Annotated in this window: 8 protein-coding genes and 3 rRNA genes; 2 read left to right on the top strand and 9 right to left on the bottom strand. The window is 63.6% G+C overall.

All coding sequences use genetic code 11. From position 1 onward, the window contains the following. Positions 1 to 9: 9 nt before the first annotated feature. The 9 genes from msuE to BJ972_RS16435 all read right to left on the bottom strand — a co-directional run bounded on the left by msuE (position 10) and on the right by BJ972_RS16435 (position 10387). Positions 10 to 603, bottom strand: coding sequence for an FMN reductase (gene msuE, locus BJ972_RS16475; RefSeq protein WP_129176172.1), 594 nt, complete (start codon positions 601 to 603; stop codon positions 10 to 12). Positions 604 to 839: 236 nt separating this feature from the next. Next, positions 840 to 956: ribosomal RNA gene (gene rrf / locus BJ972_RS16470) — 5S ribosomal RNA — on the bottom strand. A gap of 171 nt (positions 957 to 1127) precedes the next feature. After that, a 23S ribosomal RNA gene (locus BJ972_RS16465) occupies positions 1128 to 4254 on the bottom strand. A gap of 516 nt (positions 4255 to 4770) precedes the next feature. Beyond that, positions 4771 to 6292, bottom strand: a 16S ribosomal RNA gene (locus BJ972_RS16460). Together the 16S, 23S and 5S rRNA genes form the textbook arrangement of a ribosomal RNA operon. A 604-nt stretch (positions 6293 to 6896) precedes the next feature. Then, entirely contained in the window at positions 6897 to 7721 is an 825-nt protein-coding gene (locus BJ972_RS16455) for an aldo/keto reductase (RefSeq protein WP_129175817.1), read from the bottom strand. 47 nt (positions 7722 to 7768) lie between these two features. Further along, on the bottom strand, positions 7769 to 8521 hold the full coding sequence (locus tag BJ972_RS16450) for an ABC transporter permease (protein ID WP_129175814.1): 753 nt from the start codon (positions 8519 to 8521) through the stop codon (positions 7769 to 7771). After that, positions 8518 to 9432: an ABC transporter ATP-binding protein gene (locus tag BJ972_RS16445; protein WP_129175812.1), complete on the bottom strand. Its 915-nt coding sequence runs from the start codon at positions 9430 to 9432 to the stop codon at positions 8518 to 8520. Before BJ972_RS16445 ends, BJ972_RS16450 begins: the two co-directional genes overlap by 4 nt. Then, positions 9429 to 9722, bottom strand: coding sequence for a winged helix-turn-helix domain-containing protein (locus BJ972_RS16440; RefSeq protein ID WP_129175810.1), 294 nt, complete (start codon positions 9720 to 9722; stop codon positions 9429 to 9431). Before BJ972_RS16440 ends, BJ972_RS16445 begins: the two co-directional genes overlap by 4 nt. After that, on the bottom strand, positions 9722 to 10387 hold the full coding sequence (locus BJ972_RS16435) for a hypothetical protein (RefSeq protein WP_129175808.1): 666 nt from the start codon (positions 10385 to 10387) through the stop codon (positions 9722 to 9724). Before BJ972_RS16435 ends, BJ972_RS16440 begins: the two co-directional genes overlap by 1 nt. Before the next feature lie 225 nt (positions 10388 to 10612). Between BJ972_RS16435 and hrpA the strand changes: the two genes are divergently transcribed. Beyond that, positions 10613 to 14533, top strand: a complete 3921-nt coding sequence (gene hrpA, locus BJ972_RS16430; protein ID WP_129175806.1) for an ATP-dependent RNA helicase HrpA — start codon at positions 10613 to 10615, stop codon at positions 14531 to 14533. 85 nt (positions 14534 to 14618) lie between these two features. Next, complete coding sequence (locus tag BJ972_RS16425; RefSeq protein WP_129175804.1) at positions 14619 to 15830, top strand: MFS transporter; 1212 nt, start codon at positions 14619 to 14621, stop codon at positions 15828 to 15830. The last annotated feature ends 44 nt before the right edge of the window (positions 15831 to 15874 follow it).

Here is a 15874-nt window from a genome sequence, read left to right as displayed (position 1 = left end):
CGTGCTCCGTCACCAGGTACCGACGTACGTCGAAACCTCTTCGTCGACGCGGGCGGTGGTGCGAACGATGGGCAGTCCTCGGGTGACCGCTTGCGCGATGCGCTCCCGCAGGGCGTCGCTCGAGATCTCGTACGACTCGAAGTCGCTGTCCTTCGCGTACACGCCGAGCGGCAGCGTGAAGGACTGGAAGAACGAGAAGAGCGGCCGGAACTGGTGCTCGAGGATGAGCGCGTGTCGGTCGCTGCCACCCGTGGCCGCGAGCAGCACGGGCTTGTCGATGAGGGCGTACTGGCCGACGAAGTCGAAGACGTGCTTGAAGAGCCCGGTGAAGGATGCCCGGTACACGGGACTCGCGACGATGAGCAGGTCGGCAGCCTCGATGCGCTGCAGCTCCTCCTCAGCGCGAGGCGACAGATCGTCGCGGCGCAGCGCGCCCGAGAACGCCGGGCCCACCTCGCTCAGCTCGATGACGTGGCTCTGCACGTCGACACGATCGCCGATCTGGAGGATCACCTCGTCGAGCAGCGCCCGCACGAGAACTGACGTCTTCGACGGGGCATGGAGGCTGCCGGAGACAGCGACGATCGAGAGGCTCTTGGACATACCTTGACGCTATTCCTGGTGCGCCCGCCCTCCAACCCGGATCGACGCACGAGGTAAGAGTGTTACCGCGTGTGTCTCAGCGCCCCAGGAAACAAAAAAGCCGCCCGGAAGGGCGGCTGAATCGATCTGACTGCTCGAAGCGAGGGACGTACGCGCTGTACCTACGTCTACTGCCGTGTGCGTGGTGTTAAAGCATGATGGCCACCCCGGTGTGGGGTGGCCATCATGTAATGGTTGTCCGGCGGTGTCCTACTCTCCCACAGGGTCCCCCCTGCAGTACCATCGGCGCTGCGAGTCTTAGCTTCCGGGTTCGGAATGTGTCCGGGCGTTTCCCTCGCGCTATGGCCGCCGAAACTCTCTCGACCAACACCCCGGTGAGGGGTGTGGGTAGGGCGTTTCACGAAACATATGTTGTGTTGTGTGTTGCCCGACCGTATGTCGGGAACCACAGAGTGGACGCGAGCAGATCTTCTGCCACCTCATACGGCCTTTACATGAATGTGTTCAAACGTATGGGTGTAGTGATTGTCAAGTTATCGGCTTATTAGTACCGGTCAGCTTCACGAGTCTTTCGTCCTCGCTTCCACATCCGGCCTATCAACCCAGTCGTCTGGCTGGGAGCCTCTCCCCCGAAGGGATGGAAATCTCATCTTGAGGCCGGCTTCCCGCTTAGATGCTTTCAGCGGTTATCCATCCCGAACGTAGCTAACCAGCGGTGCTCCTGGCGGAACAACTGGCACACCAGAGGTTCGTCCAACCCGGTCCTCTCGTACTAGGGTCAGATCCTCTCAAATTTCCTGCGCGCGCAGCGGATAGGGACCGAACTGTCTCACGACGTTCTAAACCCAGCTCGCGTACCGCTTTAATGGGCGAACAGCCCAACCCTTGGGACCTACTCCAGCCCCAGGATGCGACGAGCCGACATCGAGGTGCCAAACCATGCCGTCGATATGGACTCTTGGGCAAGATCAGCCTGTTATCCCCGAGGTACCTTTTATCCGTTGAGCGACAGCGCTTCCACAAGCCACTGCCGGATCACTAGTCCCGACTTTCGTCCCTGCTCGACCTGTCAGTCTCACAGTCAAGCTCCCTTGTGCACTTACACTCGCCACCTGATTGCCAACCAGGTTGAGGGAACCTTTGGGCGCCTCCGTTACTTTTTGGGAGGCAACCGCCCCAGTTAAACTACCCACCAGGCACTGTCCCTGAACCGGATCACGGTTCGAAGTTAGATATCCAGAGTGACCAGAGTGGTATTTCAACAATGACTCCACGAACACTAGCGTGCCCGCTTCACAGTCTCCCACCTATCCTACACAAGCCACACCGAACACCAATACCAAGCTGTAGTAAAGGTCACGGGGTCTTTCCGTCCTGCTGCGCGTAACGAGCATCTTTACTCGTAGTGCAATTTCGCCGAGTTCGCGGTTGAGACAGCTGGGAAGTCGTTACGCCATTCGTGCAGGTCGGAACTTACCCGACAAGGAATTTCGCTACCTTAGGATGGTTATAGTTACCACCGCCGTTTACTGGGGCTTAAATTCTCAGCTTCGCCTTGCGGCTAACCGGTCCTCTTAACCTTCCAGCACCGGGCAGGCGTCAGTCCGTATACATCGTCTTGCGACTTAGCACGGACCTGTGTTTTTAGTAAACAGTCGCTTCCCACTGGTCTCTGCGGCCATCGAACGCTTTCGGAGCAAGTCCTAATACGCCTCAGGCCCCCCTTCTCCCGAAGTTACGGGGGCATTTTGCCGAGTTCCTTAACCACGATTCTCTCGATCTCCTTAGTATTCTCTACCTGACCACCTGAGTCGGTTTGGGGTACGGGCGGCTAGAACCTCGCGTCGATGCTTTTCTTGGCAGCTGAGGATCACCGACTTCGACTTGCGTCTCCCCATCACGTCTCAGCCTTATATGAGAGACGGATTTGCCTATCTCTCGGCCTACACGCTTGGACCGGGTCTACCATCGCCCGGCTTCGGCTACCTTCCTGCGTCACACCTGTTAATACGCTAACCGCACCAGAACGGGGTCCCACGCTCCACCCCCGATGCACTCCCGAAGGAGCACGGTGGGGGTTTCGGATGGTTAGCACTACTGGATTAGCTTGGGCGGTTCTTCGCCGGTACGGGAATATCAACCCGTTGTCCATCGACTACGCCTGTCGGCCTCGCCTTAGGTCCCGACTTACCCAGGGAAGATTAGCTTGACCCTGGAACCCTTGGTCTTCCGGAGGACGGGTTTCTCACCCGTCTTTCGCTACTCATGCCTGCATTCTCACTCGTGTAGCCTCCACGGCTGGTTTACACCGCCGCTTCGCTGGCCACACGACGCTCTCCTACCCATCAACACGACTGAACCAACACCACAAGGGTGCGGCTGATCTATAGCGTCAATGCCACGACTTCGGTGGCGTGCTTGAGCCCCGTTACATTGTCGGCGCGGAATCACTTGACCAGTGAGCTATTACGCACTCTTTCAAGGGTGGCTGCTTCTAAGCCAACCTCCTGGTTGTCTGTGCAACTCCACATCCTTTCCCACTTAGCACGCGCTTAGGGACCTTAGTCGGTGGTCTGGGTTGTTTCCCTCTCGACGATGAAGCTTATCCCCCACCGTCTCACTGCTGCGCTCTCACTTACCGGCATTCGGAGTTTGGCTAACGTCAGTAACCTTTTGGGGCCCATCGGCTATCCAGTAGCTCTACCTCCGGCAAGAAACACGCAACGCTGCACCTAAATGCATTTCGGAGAGAACCAGCTATCACGAAGTTTGATTGGCCTTTCACCCCTATCCACAGCTCATCCCCTCCATTTTCAACTGAAGTGGGTTCGGTCCTCCACGACGTCTTACCGTCGCTTCAACCTGGCCATGGATAGATCACTTCGCTTCGGGTCTAGGACATGCGACTGAATCGCCCTATTCAGACTCGCTTTCGCTACGGCTGCCCCTCACGGGTTAACCTCGCCACATATCACTAACTCGCAGGCTCATTCTTCAAAAGGCACGCTGTCACCCCAACAAGGAGGCTCCAACGGTTTGTAAGCAGACGGTTTCAGGTACTATTTCACTCCCCTCCCGGGGTACTTTTCACCTTTCCCTCACGGTACTTGTCCGCTATCGGTCATCTGGGAGTATTTAGGCTTATCAGGTGGTCCTGACAGATTCACACGGGATTTCTCGGGCCCCGTGCTACTTGGGATACTTCCCCAGCCGGCCACGCATTTCGACTACCGGACTCACACCGTCTCTGGTCAGGCTTTCAATCCTGTTCGTCTATACGCAACACGTCACTGTCGATGTGCGGCAGCACATCACGGAAAGTCCCACAACCCCGAACCTGCAACCCCTGCCGGGTATCACACAGGCACGGTTTAGCCTGATCCGCGTTCGCTCGCCACTACTAACGGAATCACTATTGTTTTCTCTTCCTGTGGGTACTGAGATGTTTCACTTCCCCACGTTCCCTCTACCCGCCCTATATATTCAGGCGGGAGTCACCAGGTCACCCAAAGGGCCTGGCGGGGTTTCCCCATTCGGAAATCCTCGGATCACAGCTCGTTTATCAACTCCCCGAGGCTTATCGCAGATTACGACGTCCTTCTTCGGCTCCAGATGCCAAGGCATCCACCGTCTGCTCTTAGAAACTTGAAATCACATGAGTTCGATCGAATTCGTTGCAACACCCAAAGGGTGCTGCGAAATTGACCAATGATTAGTCGAACACCACCCAGAAGGTGATGTCCTAAAAATCTTTGTGACCCAACACACGAATGTGTTGAATCTAAGATGCTCGCGTCCACTATGTAGTTCTCAAAATACGGTCGGAACCCCCACCCCCAGCAGCCACAGCCACCTTCAGCAGAGATCCGAGAGATCCCGCCACACCCCCACCACACCAGTAGCCCCCCTTACGGGAAACCACCACCGTGACGGTGATGTTGTCCGGTCCCTCAGGACCCAACAGCGTGCATGTACCCCCACTCACCACCCCCACCTTTCCAACCAACCCAAGGGCCGGCGTACTCAACAGAAGCAATTCACGAAAGCACCTATGTCAATGTTCCACCCATGAGCAACCAGCACGACTCAGAGCAAACCCAACGGTCTGATGATCGTGATCTGGCGCACTGCGAAACCCCCCGAAGAGGATTCCGAGTTGCTCCTTAGAAAGGAGGTGATCCAGCCGCACCTTCCGGTACGGCTACCTTGTTACGACTTAGTCCTAATCACCGATCCCACCTTCGACAGCTCCCTCCTTACGGTTAGGCCACTGGCTTCGGGTGTTACCGACTTTCATGACTTGACGGGCGGTGTGTACAAGGCCCGGGAACGTATTCACCGCAGCGTTGCTGATCTGCGATTACTAGCGACTCCGACTTCATGAGGTCGAGTTGCAGACCTCAATCCGAACTGAGACCGGCTTTTTGGGATTCGCTCCGCCTTACGACATCGCAGCCCTTTGTACCGGCCATTGTAGCATGCGTGAAGCCCAAGACATAAGGGGCATGATGATTTGACGTCATCCCCACCTTCCTCCGAGTTGACCCCGGCAGTCTCATATGAGTTCCCACCATTACGTGCTGGCAACATACGACGAGGGTTGCGCTCGTTGCGGGACTTAACCCAACATCTCACGACACGAGCTGACGACAACCATGCACCACCTGCATACGAGTGTCCAAAGAGTTCCTCATTTCTGAGGCGTTCTCGTACATGTCAAGCCTTGGTAAGGTTCTTCGCGTTGCATCGAATTAATCCGCATGCTCCGCCGCTTGTGCGGGCCCCCGTCAATTCCTTTGAGTTTTAGCCTTGCGGCCGTACTCCCCAGGCGGGGCGCTTAATGCGTTAGCTACGACACGGAAACCGTGGAAAGGTCCCCACATCTAGCGCCCAACGTTTACGGCGTGGACTACCAGGGTATCTAATCCTGTTCGCTCCCCACGCTTTCGCTCCTCAGCGTCAGTTACGGCCCAGAGAACTGCCTTCGCCATCGGTGTTCCTCCTGATATCTGCGCATTCCACCGCTACACCAGGAATTCCATTCTCCCCTACCGCACTCCAGTCTGCCCGTACCCACTGCACGCCCGAGGTTGAGCCTCGGGATTTCACAGCAGACGCGACAAACCGCCTACGAGCTCTTTACGCCCAATAATTCCGGACAACGCTTGCACCCTACGTATTACCGCGGCTGCTGGCACGTAGTTAGCCGGTGCTTTTTCTGCAAGTACCGTCACCCGAAGGCTTCTTCCTTACTAAAAGAGGTTTACAACCCGAAGGCCGTCATCCCCCACGCGGCGTTGCTGCATCAGGCTTGCGCCCATTGTGCAATATTCCCCACTGCTGCCTCCCGTAGGAGTCTGGGCCGTGTCTCAGTCCCAGTGTGGCCGGTCACCCTCTCAGGCCGGCTACCCGTCGACGCCTTGGTGAGCCATTACCTCACCAACAAGCTGATAGGCCGCGAGTCCATCCCAGACCGAAAAACTTTCCACCAAGAATCATGCGATCCAAGGTCATATCCGGTATTAGCTACAGTTTCCCGCAGTTATCCCAGAGTCCAGGGCAGGTTACTCACGTGTTACTCACCCGTTCGCCACTAATCCAAAGAGCAAGCTCTCCTTCATCGTTCGACTTGCATGTGTTAAGCACGCCGCCAGCGTTCGTCCTGAGCCAGGATCAAACTCTCCAAAAAAAATTGTTTGATACTAGCTGAACAAACAACCAACATTGCTGGCTGTCCGTATCAATCTCAAAGAAACCACCACATCACCCCAAACGAGGCAATGCCGAGGTATAAATTTGGCATTGAACATAGTGCACGCTGTTGAGTTCTCAAGGAACGGACGCACCGGAGTTTCAGCCGAGTTTCTCCTCGGCCTGCCCTCAGGGCAACCTGTCTATCGTACCACCTCTGCGGCTCAAGTCAAATCGACTCGCGCAGCTCCTCGTGATCCAATACTGGCTTTGAGGAGTGCGATTCTCGCAAAGAGTGGATTGTCATCCTAACCGTTCTGAATCTCGCCTACAAGGCTGGTGATCAGATCGGAGATGGTCCCGCTTGAGGCCGAGAAGCTCTTCCGCTTCCCGCACCTTTGGGGTGACGAGTGATTACATTACGGCGCGGGTGAACGCGCAGCAAATTACGCTTGCATCCCGGGCGTGTCGCGGCCAACTCCCCCGGAATTCCGCGGATGTTGCGTCTCTGAGGAGCCCTCACGTCTCGACGGCCTCCTGAGCGCCAACGACGAACGGCGCCCGGAACTTTCGTTCCGCGGCGCCGTTCGTGCTGAGTCCGGTCAGTTGACCTCGTCGGGGTGACCTCCGACACGGCCCTCACGTTCGAGAGCAGAGAGCGCAGCGACCTCCGAATCGGAGAGCTCGAAGTCGAAGACGTCGAAGTTCTCGGCCATGCGCTCACGCGAGCTCGACTTCGGGAAGACGATCGTTCCGTTCTGGAGGTGCCAGCGGATGACGACCTGCGCGGGTGACTTGCCGTGCGCCGCAGCGGGACCCGTCACCTCGGGAAGCTCGAAGAGCGGGTACTTGCCCTGCCCGAGCGGACCCCACGCCTCGATCGCGATTCCGTTCGCGCGGGCGAGCGCCGTCGTCTCCGGCTGCTGATGAGCGGGGTGCAGTTCGATCTGATCGACCGCCGGAACGACATCGGTCTCGGCGAGGAGCTTCTCGAGGTGCGGGACCAGGAAGTTCGAGACGCCGATCGATCGGGTGCGACCCGACGAGGGGATCTCCTCGAGCGACTTCCACGCCTGCACGTACGTTCCGCGCTCGGGCGCCGGCCAGTGCACGAGGTACAGGTCGACGTGGTCGAGACCGAGCCGCTCGAGACTCGCATCGAACGCATCCTGGGCCTTGCCCTGGTCGTCGTTCCACAGCTTCGTCGTGATGTAGAGCTCGTCACGCGGGATGCCGGACGCGGCGATCGCTCGGCCGACCCCCTCTTCGTTGCCGTAGATGCGGGCCGTGTCGATGTGGCGATAGCCCACCTCGAGCGCCTCGGACACGATGCGCTCCGTCTCGGCCGGATCGACCTTGAAGACTCCGAAGCCGAGTTGCGGGATGGAGTTGCCGTCGTTGAGCTGAATACGGGGTACGTCAGTCATGAATCCATCCCATCACCGTCGGAGCGCGAGCGCAGCGCAGTTCGCTGTCAGCGGTATCGCCGACCCTCGTCCCGGCGGAAGAGCACGAGCGCGAGCACGAAGGTCACCGCGGTCCAGACGATGAGCCCCACCCAGACCCACCACTCGAGCGAACCGCCCTGGACGGCCCAGATGACGAACTCCCGAGCCTGGCGCGACGGCGTGAACGCCGAGATCGCGTTCAGCCAGTCGGCGAAGAGCTGCGGCGGCAGGAAGAGTCCCCCGATGAAGGCGAAGGAGAACATGACGACCTGAACGACCGCGATCGCCGCCTTCGAGGGCATCGAGTAGCCGATGCAGATGCCGATGAACATGAACGGGAGGCCGGCGACGGCGAGCGCGATCATGCCGAGCACGACGTTGATGAGGGGCGCGGTCGCCGCGGTGAAGAGCGCACCGATCACGATGACCGGGATGATCGCCGCGAGTCCGAGCGTTCCCGTGGCGAGCACGTGGGCGAGGACCCGCGCGACACCCGGCGCCGGGAGCGTGCGGAGATACGGATCCCACGGCTTCTCGCGGTTCTCCGCGATCGTCAGACCGAAGCTGAAGAGCGCGTTCGTCATCACGGCGAAGACCGAGAGCGAGATCACGGCCTGAGTCGCGAACATCGGCTCGTCGGCGACCGAACGGTTCGGCACCACGAAGAACAGCAGCGCGAGCGCGGGGAACACGAGGGACCCGATGAGAGCGATCGGGATGCGCGCCGTCTCGATGATCGAGTACCGCGCGTGCAGGACAGTCAGGCTGAGCGTGCTCATCGTCGGAGCTCCTTCGCGTCATCGGTGAGGGCGAGGAAGGCCTCCTCGAGGCTGGCTCCGCGAACGGTGAGGTCGGCGAAGCGGATGTCGGACCGGACGAGTTCGCGGATGAGGGCGTCGGAGTCCTGCGCGTAGAAGGTCGCGCTCGGCGAATCGGACGAGCCGGCGTCATCCGTCGCCTCGAAGCGGGCCACCCCGGGAAGCGCCGCGATGCGGTCGATGTCGGGCGACGACAGCGAGACCTGACGGATGCCGACGCGCTGGAGTACGGCGCCGAGGGCGTCATCCGCGATCACCCGCCCCCCGCCCATGACGACGACGCGTTCGGCGAGCGCCTCGATCTCTTCGAGGTAGTGACTCGTGACGACGACCGTCGATCCCGCGTCGTGCTGACGCCGAACGGCATCCCAGAGGGTTCGACGGGCGTCGACGTCGAGGCCCGTCGTCGGCTCGTCGAGGAGCACGAGTCGGGGGCGCCCGACGAATGCGAGCGCGACGCTCAAGCGACGCTTCTGACCTCCCGACAGGGCGCCCGTCTGCCGCCGGAGCAGATCACGGAGACCGAACTCGTCGGCCAGTTCGTCGCGGGGGACGCGATTCTCGAAGTGGGCACCGACGAAGTCGATGACCTCGCCCACGCGGAGTGTCGGCGGGAGCGCCGTCTCCTGTGGGGTCGACCCGAGCCCCTGTCGGTTGCGGTAGTCGCGGGGCGAGCCGTCGAAGATCGACACGGTTCCCGACGACGGGGTGCGCTGACCGGTCAGGAGCGAAAGGAGCGTGCTCTTGCCTGCGCCGTTCGGGCCGAGCAGACCGAGGATCGCTCCCGGGTGGATCTCGAGTGACACGTCGTCGAGGGCGGTCACGCTGCCGAAGCGTCGTGAGACGTGGTCGAGGCGGGCGAGTGCGGTCATGAGGTTTCTCCCAGTACGGATCGGAGGGTGTCCATGTAGTCCTCGAAGGCGCGTCGACCCGCGCGGCTGAGGGCGAGATAGGTGACGGGCGTTCGGCCCTGGTGCGACTTGTCGACGGTCACGTAGCCCGCGTCCTCGAGCTTGCGGAGGTGGGTCGAGAGGTTTCCGGCCGTCATGTCGAGGAGCTCCTGGAGTCGCGGGAACGTGATCGACTCCTCGGGATCGAGCGTCGAGAGGGCCGCCGTGATGCGGAGGCGGGCCTGGGCGTGGATGACCGGGTCGAGCTCCATCAGCGGATTCCCTGCGCGCGGCGGCGGAGGCGCCCGAGGTAGGCGAACGACACGACGCCGAGGGCGATGAAGCCACCGCCGCCCGCGATCGCGAGGAACAGGTAGTGGTTCGGGTAGCCGAGGAAGGGCGCGATGACGGCGATCACGACCGTGTAGGCGCCGAGGACGACGCACGGCACCGCCTGCCAGATCGCTCCCGCGATGAGGTACATGATGCCCGCGAAGAGCACGAAGGCCGTCGGGTAGAAGATGTTGACCGCGGCTCCCGTCATGCCGTTGAACTGCAGGCCCATCGCGAAGACGAAGATCGCGACGCTGCCGACCGACCAGGTGACGCCGTAGACGGTGCCGGTGAAGGCCGCAGCCCGCGTGGTGCGGATGCCGCGGTTCGACCGGATGCCGAGATAGGCCGACATGCCGATCGCGCCGGCGATGAGCACCGCGAAGATCGTCGCGGCGAGCGGCAGGGGCAGACCGAAAGCGGGCTGCAGACCGTCGATGAGCCAGAGCGCGGAGAAGCCGACGAACCAGACGACTCCCCACATCGTGACGAGGTAGGGCACGAACGCGGCGATCTGGCCTTCCATGCTCTTCCGCTGGTCGGTGAGCAGGGCGAGCATCGCCTCGGGTGAGAGTGCGGCCTCATCGGTGTCGTCTGCGGTCATGTGCCGGCCCTTCGTCGATGCGGCCGCCCGTTCGCTGCCGCACCTACTTTGTAACACAAAGTACTTTTCGAGTGCAATAGCTTTGTGGGGTCGGCAGGGCCGTGAGTGGGCAGTAGTTCGGCGAATGGTGGCTGCTTTGCCCGAACTACTGCCCTCTCAGGGATGAGGTAGGTAGATGGGCAGGGCGGATGGGGGTGGGCGGGGGCGGTCGTAGACTGGAACGCTATGTCTCTGCAGATCACGTACCCCCCGGAGCTGCCCGTCAGCGCGATGCGGGACGAGATCGCCCGGGTCATCAGCGAGAACCAGGTCGTCATCGTCGCGGGAGCCACCGGCTCGGGCAAGACGACGCAGCTGCCGAAGATCTGCCTCGACCTGGGCCGAGAGTCGATCGGTCACACGCAGCCGCGGCGACTCGCGGCGCGCACGATCGCCGAGCGCATCGCCGAGGAGCTCGGTTCGGAGCTCGGCGACCTCGTCGGTTACCAGGTGCGCTTCACCGATCAGGTGAGTGCGGCGACGCGCGTGAAGCTCATGACCGACGGCATCCTGCTCAACGAGATCCACCGTGACCGTGAGCTGCGGAAGTACGACACGATCATCATCGACGAGGCGCACGAACGCAGCCTCAACATCGACTTCCTGCTCGGATACCTCCGCGAGCTCCTGCCGAAGCGCCCCGACCTCAAGGTCATCGTCACGAGCGCGACGATCGACCCCGAGAGCTTCGCCCGACACTTCGCGGACGCAGCGGGCGAACCCGCCCCCATCGTCGAGGTCTCGGGCCGCACCTATCCCGTCGAGATCCGCTACCGCCCGCTCGTCGACGAGGACCACGGATCGGATGACGACGAGGGCGACGACGCCGACGAGAAGGACTACCTGCAGGGCATCCTCGACGCCCTCGACGAACTCGATCGCGAAGAGACCGGCGACGTGCTCGTCTTCCTCTCGGGCGAGAACGAGATCCGCGACGCGGAAGACGCCGTGCGCGGTCACTACTCGGGTCGTCACGCCGGCTACGGCACGACCGAGGTGCTCCCCCTCTACGGACGGCTCTCGTCCGCCGACCAGCACCGCGTGTTCGAGCGATCGAACACGGCCGGCCTCCGGCGCCGCGTCGTGCTCGCGACGAACGTCGCCGAGACGAGTCTCACCGTGCCCGGCATCCGTTACGTCATCGACGCGGGTACGGCGCGCATCAGCCGCTACAGCACGCGCTCGAAGGTGCAGCGTCTGCCGATCGAGGCGATCTCGCAGGCATCCGCCAATCAGCGCTCGGGACGCTCGGGCCGCACGAGCGACGGCATCGCGATCCGCCTGTATTCCGAGGACGACTTCGATCGTCGCCCCGAGTTCACCGACCCCGAGGTGCTCCGCACGAACCTCGCCGCCGTCATCCTGCAGATGGCGTCGCTCGATCTCGGTGCGATCGCGGAGTTCCCCTTCCTCACCCCGCCCGACTCGCGCGGCATCCGCGACGGCATCGACCTGCTCACCGAACTCGGCGCCCTCGTCGAGGGAGCGCGCGATGGGTCGGGCCTCCGGCTCACCCGCATCGGACGTCAGATCTCGCGCCTCCCGATCGAGCCGCGCTTCGCGCGCATGGTCATCGAGTCGAAGGCGCAAGGGGTCAGTCGCGAAGTGCTCGCGATCGTCGCGGGCCTCACGATCCAGGACCCGCGCGAGCGCCCGCTCGAGAAGCGCGAGCAGGCCGACGGCTTCCACGCGCGCTTCGCCGACCCGACGAGCGACTTCCTCTCACTGCTGAACCTCTGGAACCACCTCGAGCAGAAGCAGCGTGAGCTCGGCTCGAGCGCATTCCGACGGATGTGCCGCAGCGAGTTCCTCAACTACCTGCGCATCCGCGAGTGGCAAGACCTCTACCGGCAGCTCGCGCGCCTCGCGAAACCGCTCGGCCTGCACATCGGCGAGCCCTCGGCGAACGGCGACGGCGTGCACCGCGCGCTGCTGTCGGGCCTCCTGTCGCACATCGGACTGCGCGACGAACCCGCGCGCTCGAGTGCGACCGGCGGCCGCGGCGACCGCCGCGCCCGCGCCGAGTACCTCGGTGCGCGCGGCACGAAGTTCGCGCTCTTCCCGGGAAGCGTGCTCTCGAAGAAGCCGCCGGGTGCCGTCATGAGCGCCGAACTCGTCGAGACCGCTCTCCTCTTCGCCCGCACGAACGCCGCGATCGACCCCGCGTGGGCGGAGCCGCTCGCCGGTTCGCTCGCCAAGCGCAGCTTCAGTGCGCCGCGGTGGGAGAAGAACCAGGGTGCGGCCGTCGCCGACGAGAAGGTCATGCTCTACGGCATCCCGATCGTCCCGAAGCGGCGCGTGCAGCTCTCGCGCATCGATGCGGGGCTCGCGCGCGAACTGTTCATCCGCCACGCGCTCGTGCAGGGGGAATGGGACACGCGCTCGCTCGATCGCCGCGTCTTCGCCTTCCTCCAGGCGAACGCGGCCCTGCGCCGCGAACTCGAGGAGATCGAGGAGCGCACCCGTCGCCGCGACGTGCTCTGGGACGACGAGTCGGTCTTCGACTTCTACGATCGACGTCTCCCCGCCGACATGGCGAGCACGCGGGCGTTCGAGAAGTGGTGGCGCGGCACTCACCGCGAGACCCCCGACCTGCTCACGATGACGACGGCGACGCTCGCACCCGAATCGGATGCCTCGGTTGACGCCGACCTCTACCCCACGACGTGGCGTCAGGGCGATCAGTCGCTCGCGCTCAGCTACCGCTTCGAACCGGGCGCCGTCGACGACGGCGTCACGGTGTCGGTTCCGCTCGCCCTCCTCCCCCGCCTCACGCCCGCCGGTTTCGACTGGCAGGTTCCGGGGCTCCGTGCCGAAGCGGTCACGGCCTTGCTGAGGGCGCTCCCGAAGGTCATCCGTCGCCAGGTGGTTCCCGCGGCCGAGTGGGCCGATCGCATCCTCGGCGAACTGCCCGAGACCGCGCCGACGGATGCCGACGCCGAGCCGTTCACAGCCACCGTCGCGCACGCGATCAGGAAGCTCACGTACACGGCCGTCGACCCGGGCGACTTCGACCTCGACCGTGTGCCCGCCCACTTGCGCGTGACGTTCCGCGCGGTCGACGATCGCGGGCGCACCGTGGGCAGCGACAAGGATCTGCGCGCACTCCAGTCGCGCTACGCCGACGAGAGCGCCGCCGCGGTCGCACGAGCCGTCGGGGCCCCGCGAGCGGAGGAGCGCCCGAGTCGTCGGCGCGGCCCCGCCCCGCGCCCGACATCGGCACCCGCGGCGAGCGCGGCACCGCCCGAACGCACGGGCATCACGACGTGGGACTTCGACGAGATCCCCCGTTTCGTCGACGTCGCGCAGGGCGGCAACGCCATCCGTGCGTATCCGAGCCTCGTGGATGACGGGTCGAGTGTGACGCTCCGACCCCTCGCGACGCCCGAGGACCAGCGGCGGGCCACGATCGCCGGCATCCGTCGCCTCGTCATCCTCGCGACGCCGAGCCCCGCCGCCTACGTGCAGGAGCACCTCTCGAACACCGAGAAGCTCACCCTCGCCGGCAGCCCCTACTCCTCGACGAAGGCGCTCCTCGACGACTGCCTCGCCGCGGTCGTCGACGCGGAGATCCGCCGTCGCCACCCCGACGGGCTGCTCTTCACCCGGGCCGAGTTCGAGGCGGCGCGCGACGCCGTCGGGCAGAGCGTCATGCAGTCGATGTTCGACACGGTCGCCCAGGTGGTGCGCATCCTCGGCGCGACGCGTGACGCCGACAAGGCGATCTCGGGAGCATCGAGCCTCGCCTACATGCACGCGCTCGGCGACATGAAGACCCAGCTCGCCGCACTCGTCCGCACCGGGTTCGTGTCGCACACGGGCCTCGAACGCCTGCACCACCTGCCGCGCTACCTCGGCGGCATCACGATGCGCGTCGCGAAGATGGTCGAGAGCCCGGGTCGCGACCGTCAGCGCATGAACGAGATCGAGCCGGTGCTCGAGCGCTACGCGGAAGCCGGGGGCACGATCCCCCTCGCGGCGTTCGCGCCCGAGCAGATCGTGCGCGCCCGCTGGCTCATCGAGGAGCTCCGCATCAGCCTCTTCGCGCAGGAGCTGCGGGCCGCCGAACCCGTGTCGCCGCAGCGCATCGCGAAGGTTCTCGCCTGAGTCATCCGCTCGCCCTCTCCCCCACTCGTTCGCGACCGGGGGGAGGGGTGTGGGGCGTGCCCGCGAAGAGTACGATTATCGATTTGTGAGCCGCTATTCCGACCTGTTGAAGACACCCGGAGTCGCGCGGATCATCTCGGCCCAGCTGACGGCGCGATTCCCCTTCGGGATGCTCTCTCTCGCGTTCCTGCTGCACATCGAACGCCAGACCGGATCGTACGGCGCCGCGGGCCTCGTGCTCGCCGCGATGTCGATCGGGCAGGCGATCGCGGGCCCGCTCACGAGCCGCCTCATGGGTCGCTGGGGCATGCGCCCCGTGCTGACCGTGACCCTGCTCATCTGCTCGGCCGCGATCACGACGATCGGCATCGTCACGCTGAGCGTTCCCGCAGCGATGGCCGTCGCCTTCGTCGCGGGCATCAGCATGCCGCCCATCCAGCCCGCGGTGCGCACGATCTACCCGAAGATGGTCAACTCGAAGCAGCTGACGCCGCTCTTCTCGCTCGATGCGACCGCGCAGGAGATCATCTGGGTCATCGGCCCCGTCGCGACGACGTTCATCTCGACGCAGATCAGCACCGTATGGGGCATCCTCGTCGCCGTCGCGTTCCTCCTCGGCGGAGGAGCGTGGTTCATCTCCTCCCCCGAGCTCGGGCGCGTGCGCATCCCCCGCTCGCGGCGGAAGCTCGGCGTCGTCCTCACCCGCCCGCCCGTGCTCCTCGCAACCGTCGTGGGCTTCCTGCTCGTCGGCGCGTGCGCGGCCATCGAGGCGGGCGTCGTCGCCGTGTTCGGCCACGACGGCGCGGATGCCGGAATCGTGCTCGCCATCTTCTCGATCGGATCGATCGTCGGCGGCCTGAGCCTCGGCCACGTGCCGATCGGACCGTGGTCGACCGCCCGCCGCATGTTCATCGTCTTCGCGGGAACCGCCGCGGCGATGGCGATGATGGACTTCTGGTGGCTCGCCGCAACGCTCTTCATCGCGGGCATCGGCATCGCGCCGGCCCTCGCCGTGCTCTTCGCGATCGTCTCGGCGAGCGTCAAGTTCAGCGACACCGCCGAGGCGTACGGCTGGGTCGGCACGGGCCAGCTCATCGGCGCCGCGCTCGGCTCGGCCGTCGCGGGCTTCCTCATCGACGGCAACGGTGCGGTCGGCGCCTTCTGGGCCGCCGGTGCCTTCGCGTTCGTAGGCTTCCTCATCCCCGCGGTCTTCCGTCGCTGGCACCCCGACCTGCGCGGTCGCGACGCGAGCCCGCTGCCCGATACCGAACCGGTGACGACGATCAGTCCGAGCTGACGCGGCCCGGTTTGCGACCTGTTCGTGCTGTTCTGGTGAGGCGA

Origin of the sequence: Agromyces atrinae (assembly GCF_013407835.1) — a bacterium.
Taxonomy (GTDB): domain Bacteria; phylum Actinomycetota; class Actinomycetes; order Actinomycetales; family Microbacteriaceae; genus Agromyces; species Agromyces atrinae.
The sequence above is the reverse complement of the archived record's forward strand: the minus strand, read 5'-3'. Positions and strand labels throughout refer to the sequence as shown.

What these genes read in the sequence shown, in the direction of transcription:
- msuE (WP_129176172.1), bottom strand. Translation starts at nt 603, where the DNA reads ATGTCCAAGAGCCTCTCGATCGTCGCTGTCTCCGGCAGCCTCCATGCC.
- BJ972_RS16455 (WP_129175817.1), bottom strand. Translation starts at nt 7,721, where the DNA reads ATGACTGACGTACCCCGTATTCAGCTCAACGACGGCAACTCCATCCCG.
- BJ972_RS16450 (WP_129175814.1), bottom strand. Translation starts at nt 8,521, where the DNA reads ATGAGCACGCTCAGCCTGACTGTCCTGCACGCGCGGTACTCGATCATC.
- BJ972_RS16445 (WP_129175812.1), bottom strand. Translation starts at nt 9,432, where the DNA reads ATGACCGCACTCGCCCGCCTCGACCACGTCTCACGACGCTTCGGCAGC.
- BJ972_RS16440 (WP_129175810.1), bottom strand. Translation starts at nt 9,722, where the DNA reads ATGGAGCTCGACCCGGTCATCCACGCCCAGGCCCGCCTCCGCATCACG.
- BJ972_RS16435 (WP_129175808.1), bottom strand. Translation starts at nt 10,387, where the DNA reads ATGACCGCAGACGACACCGATGAGGCCGCACTCTCACCCGAGGCGATG.
- hrpA (WP_129175806.1), top strand. Translation starts at nt 10,613, where the DNA reads ATGTCTCTGCAGATCACGTACCCCCCGGAGCTGCCCGTCAGCGCGATG.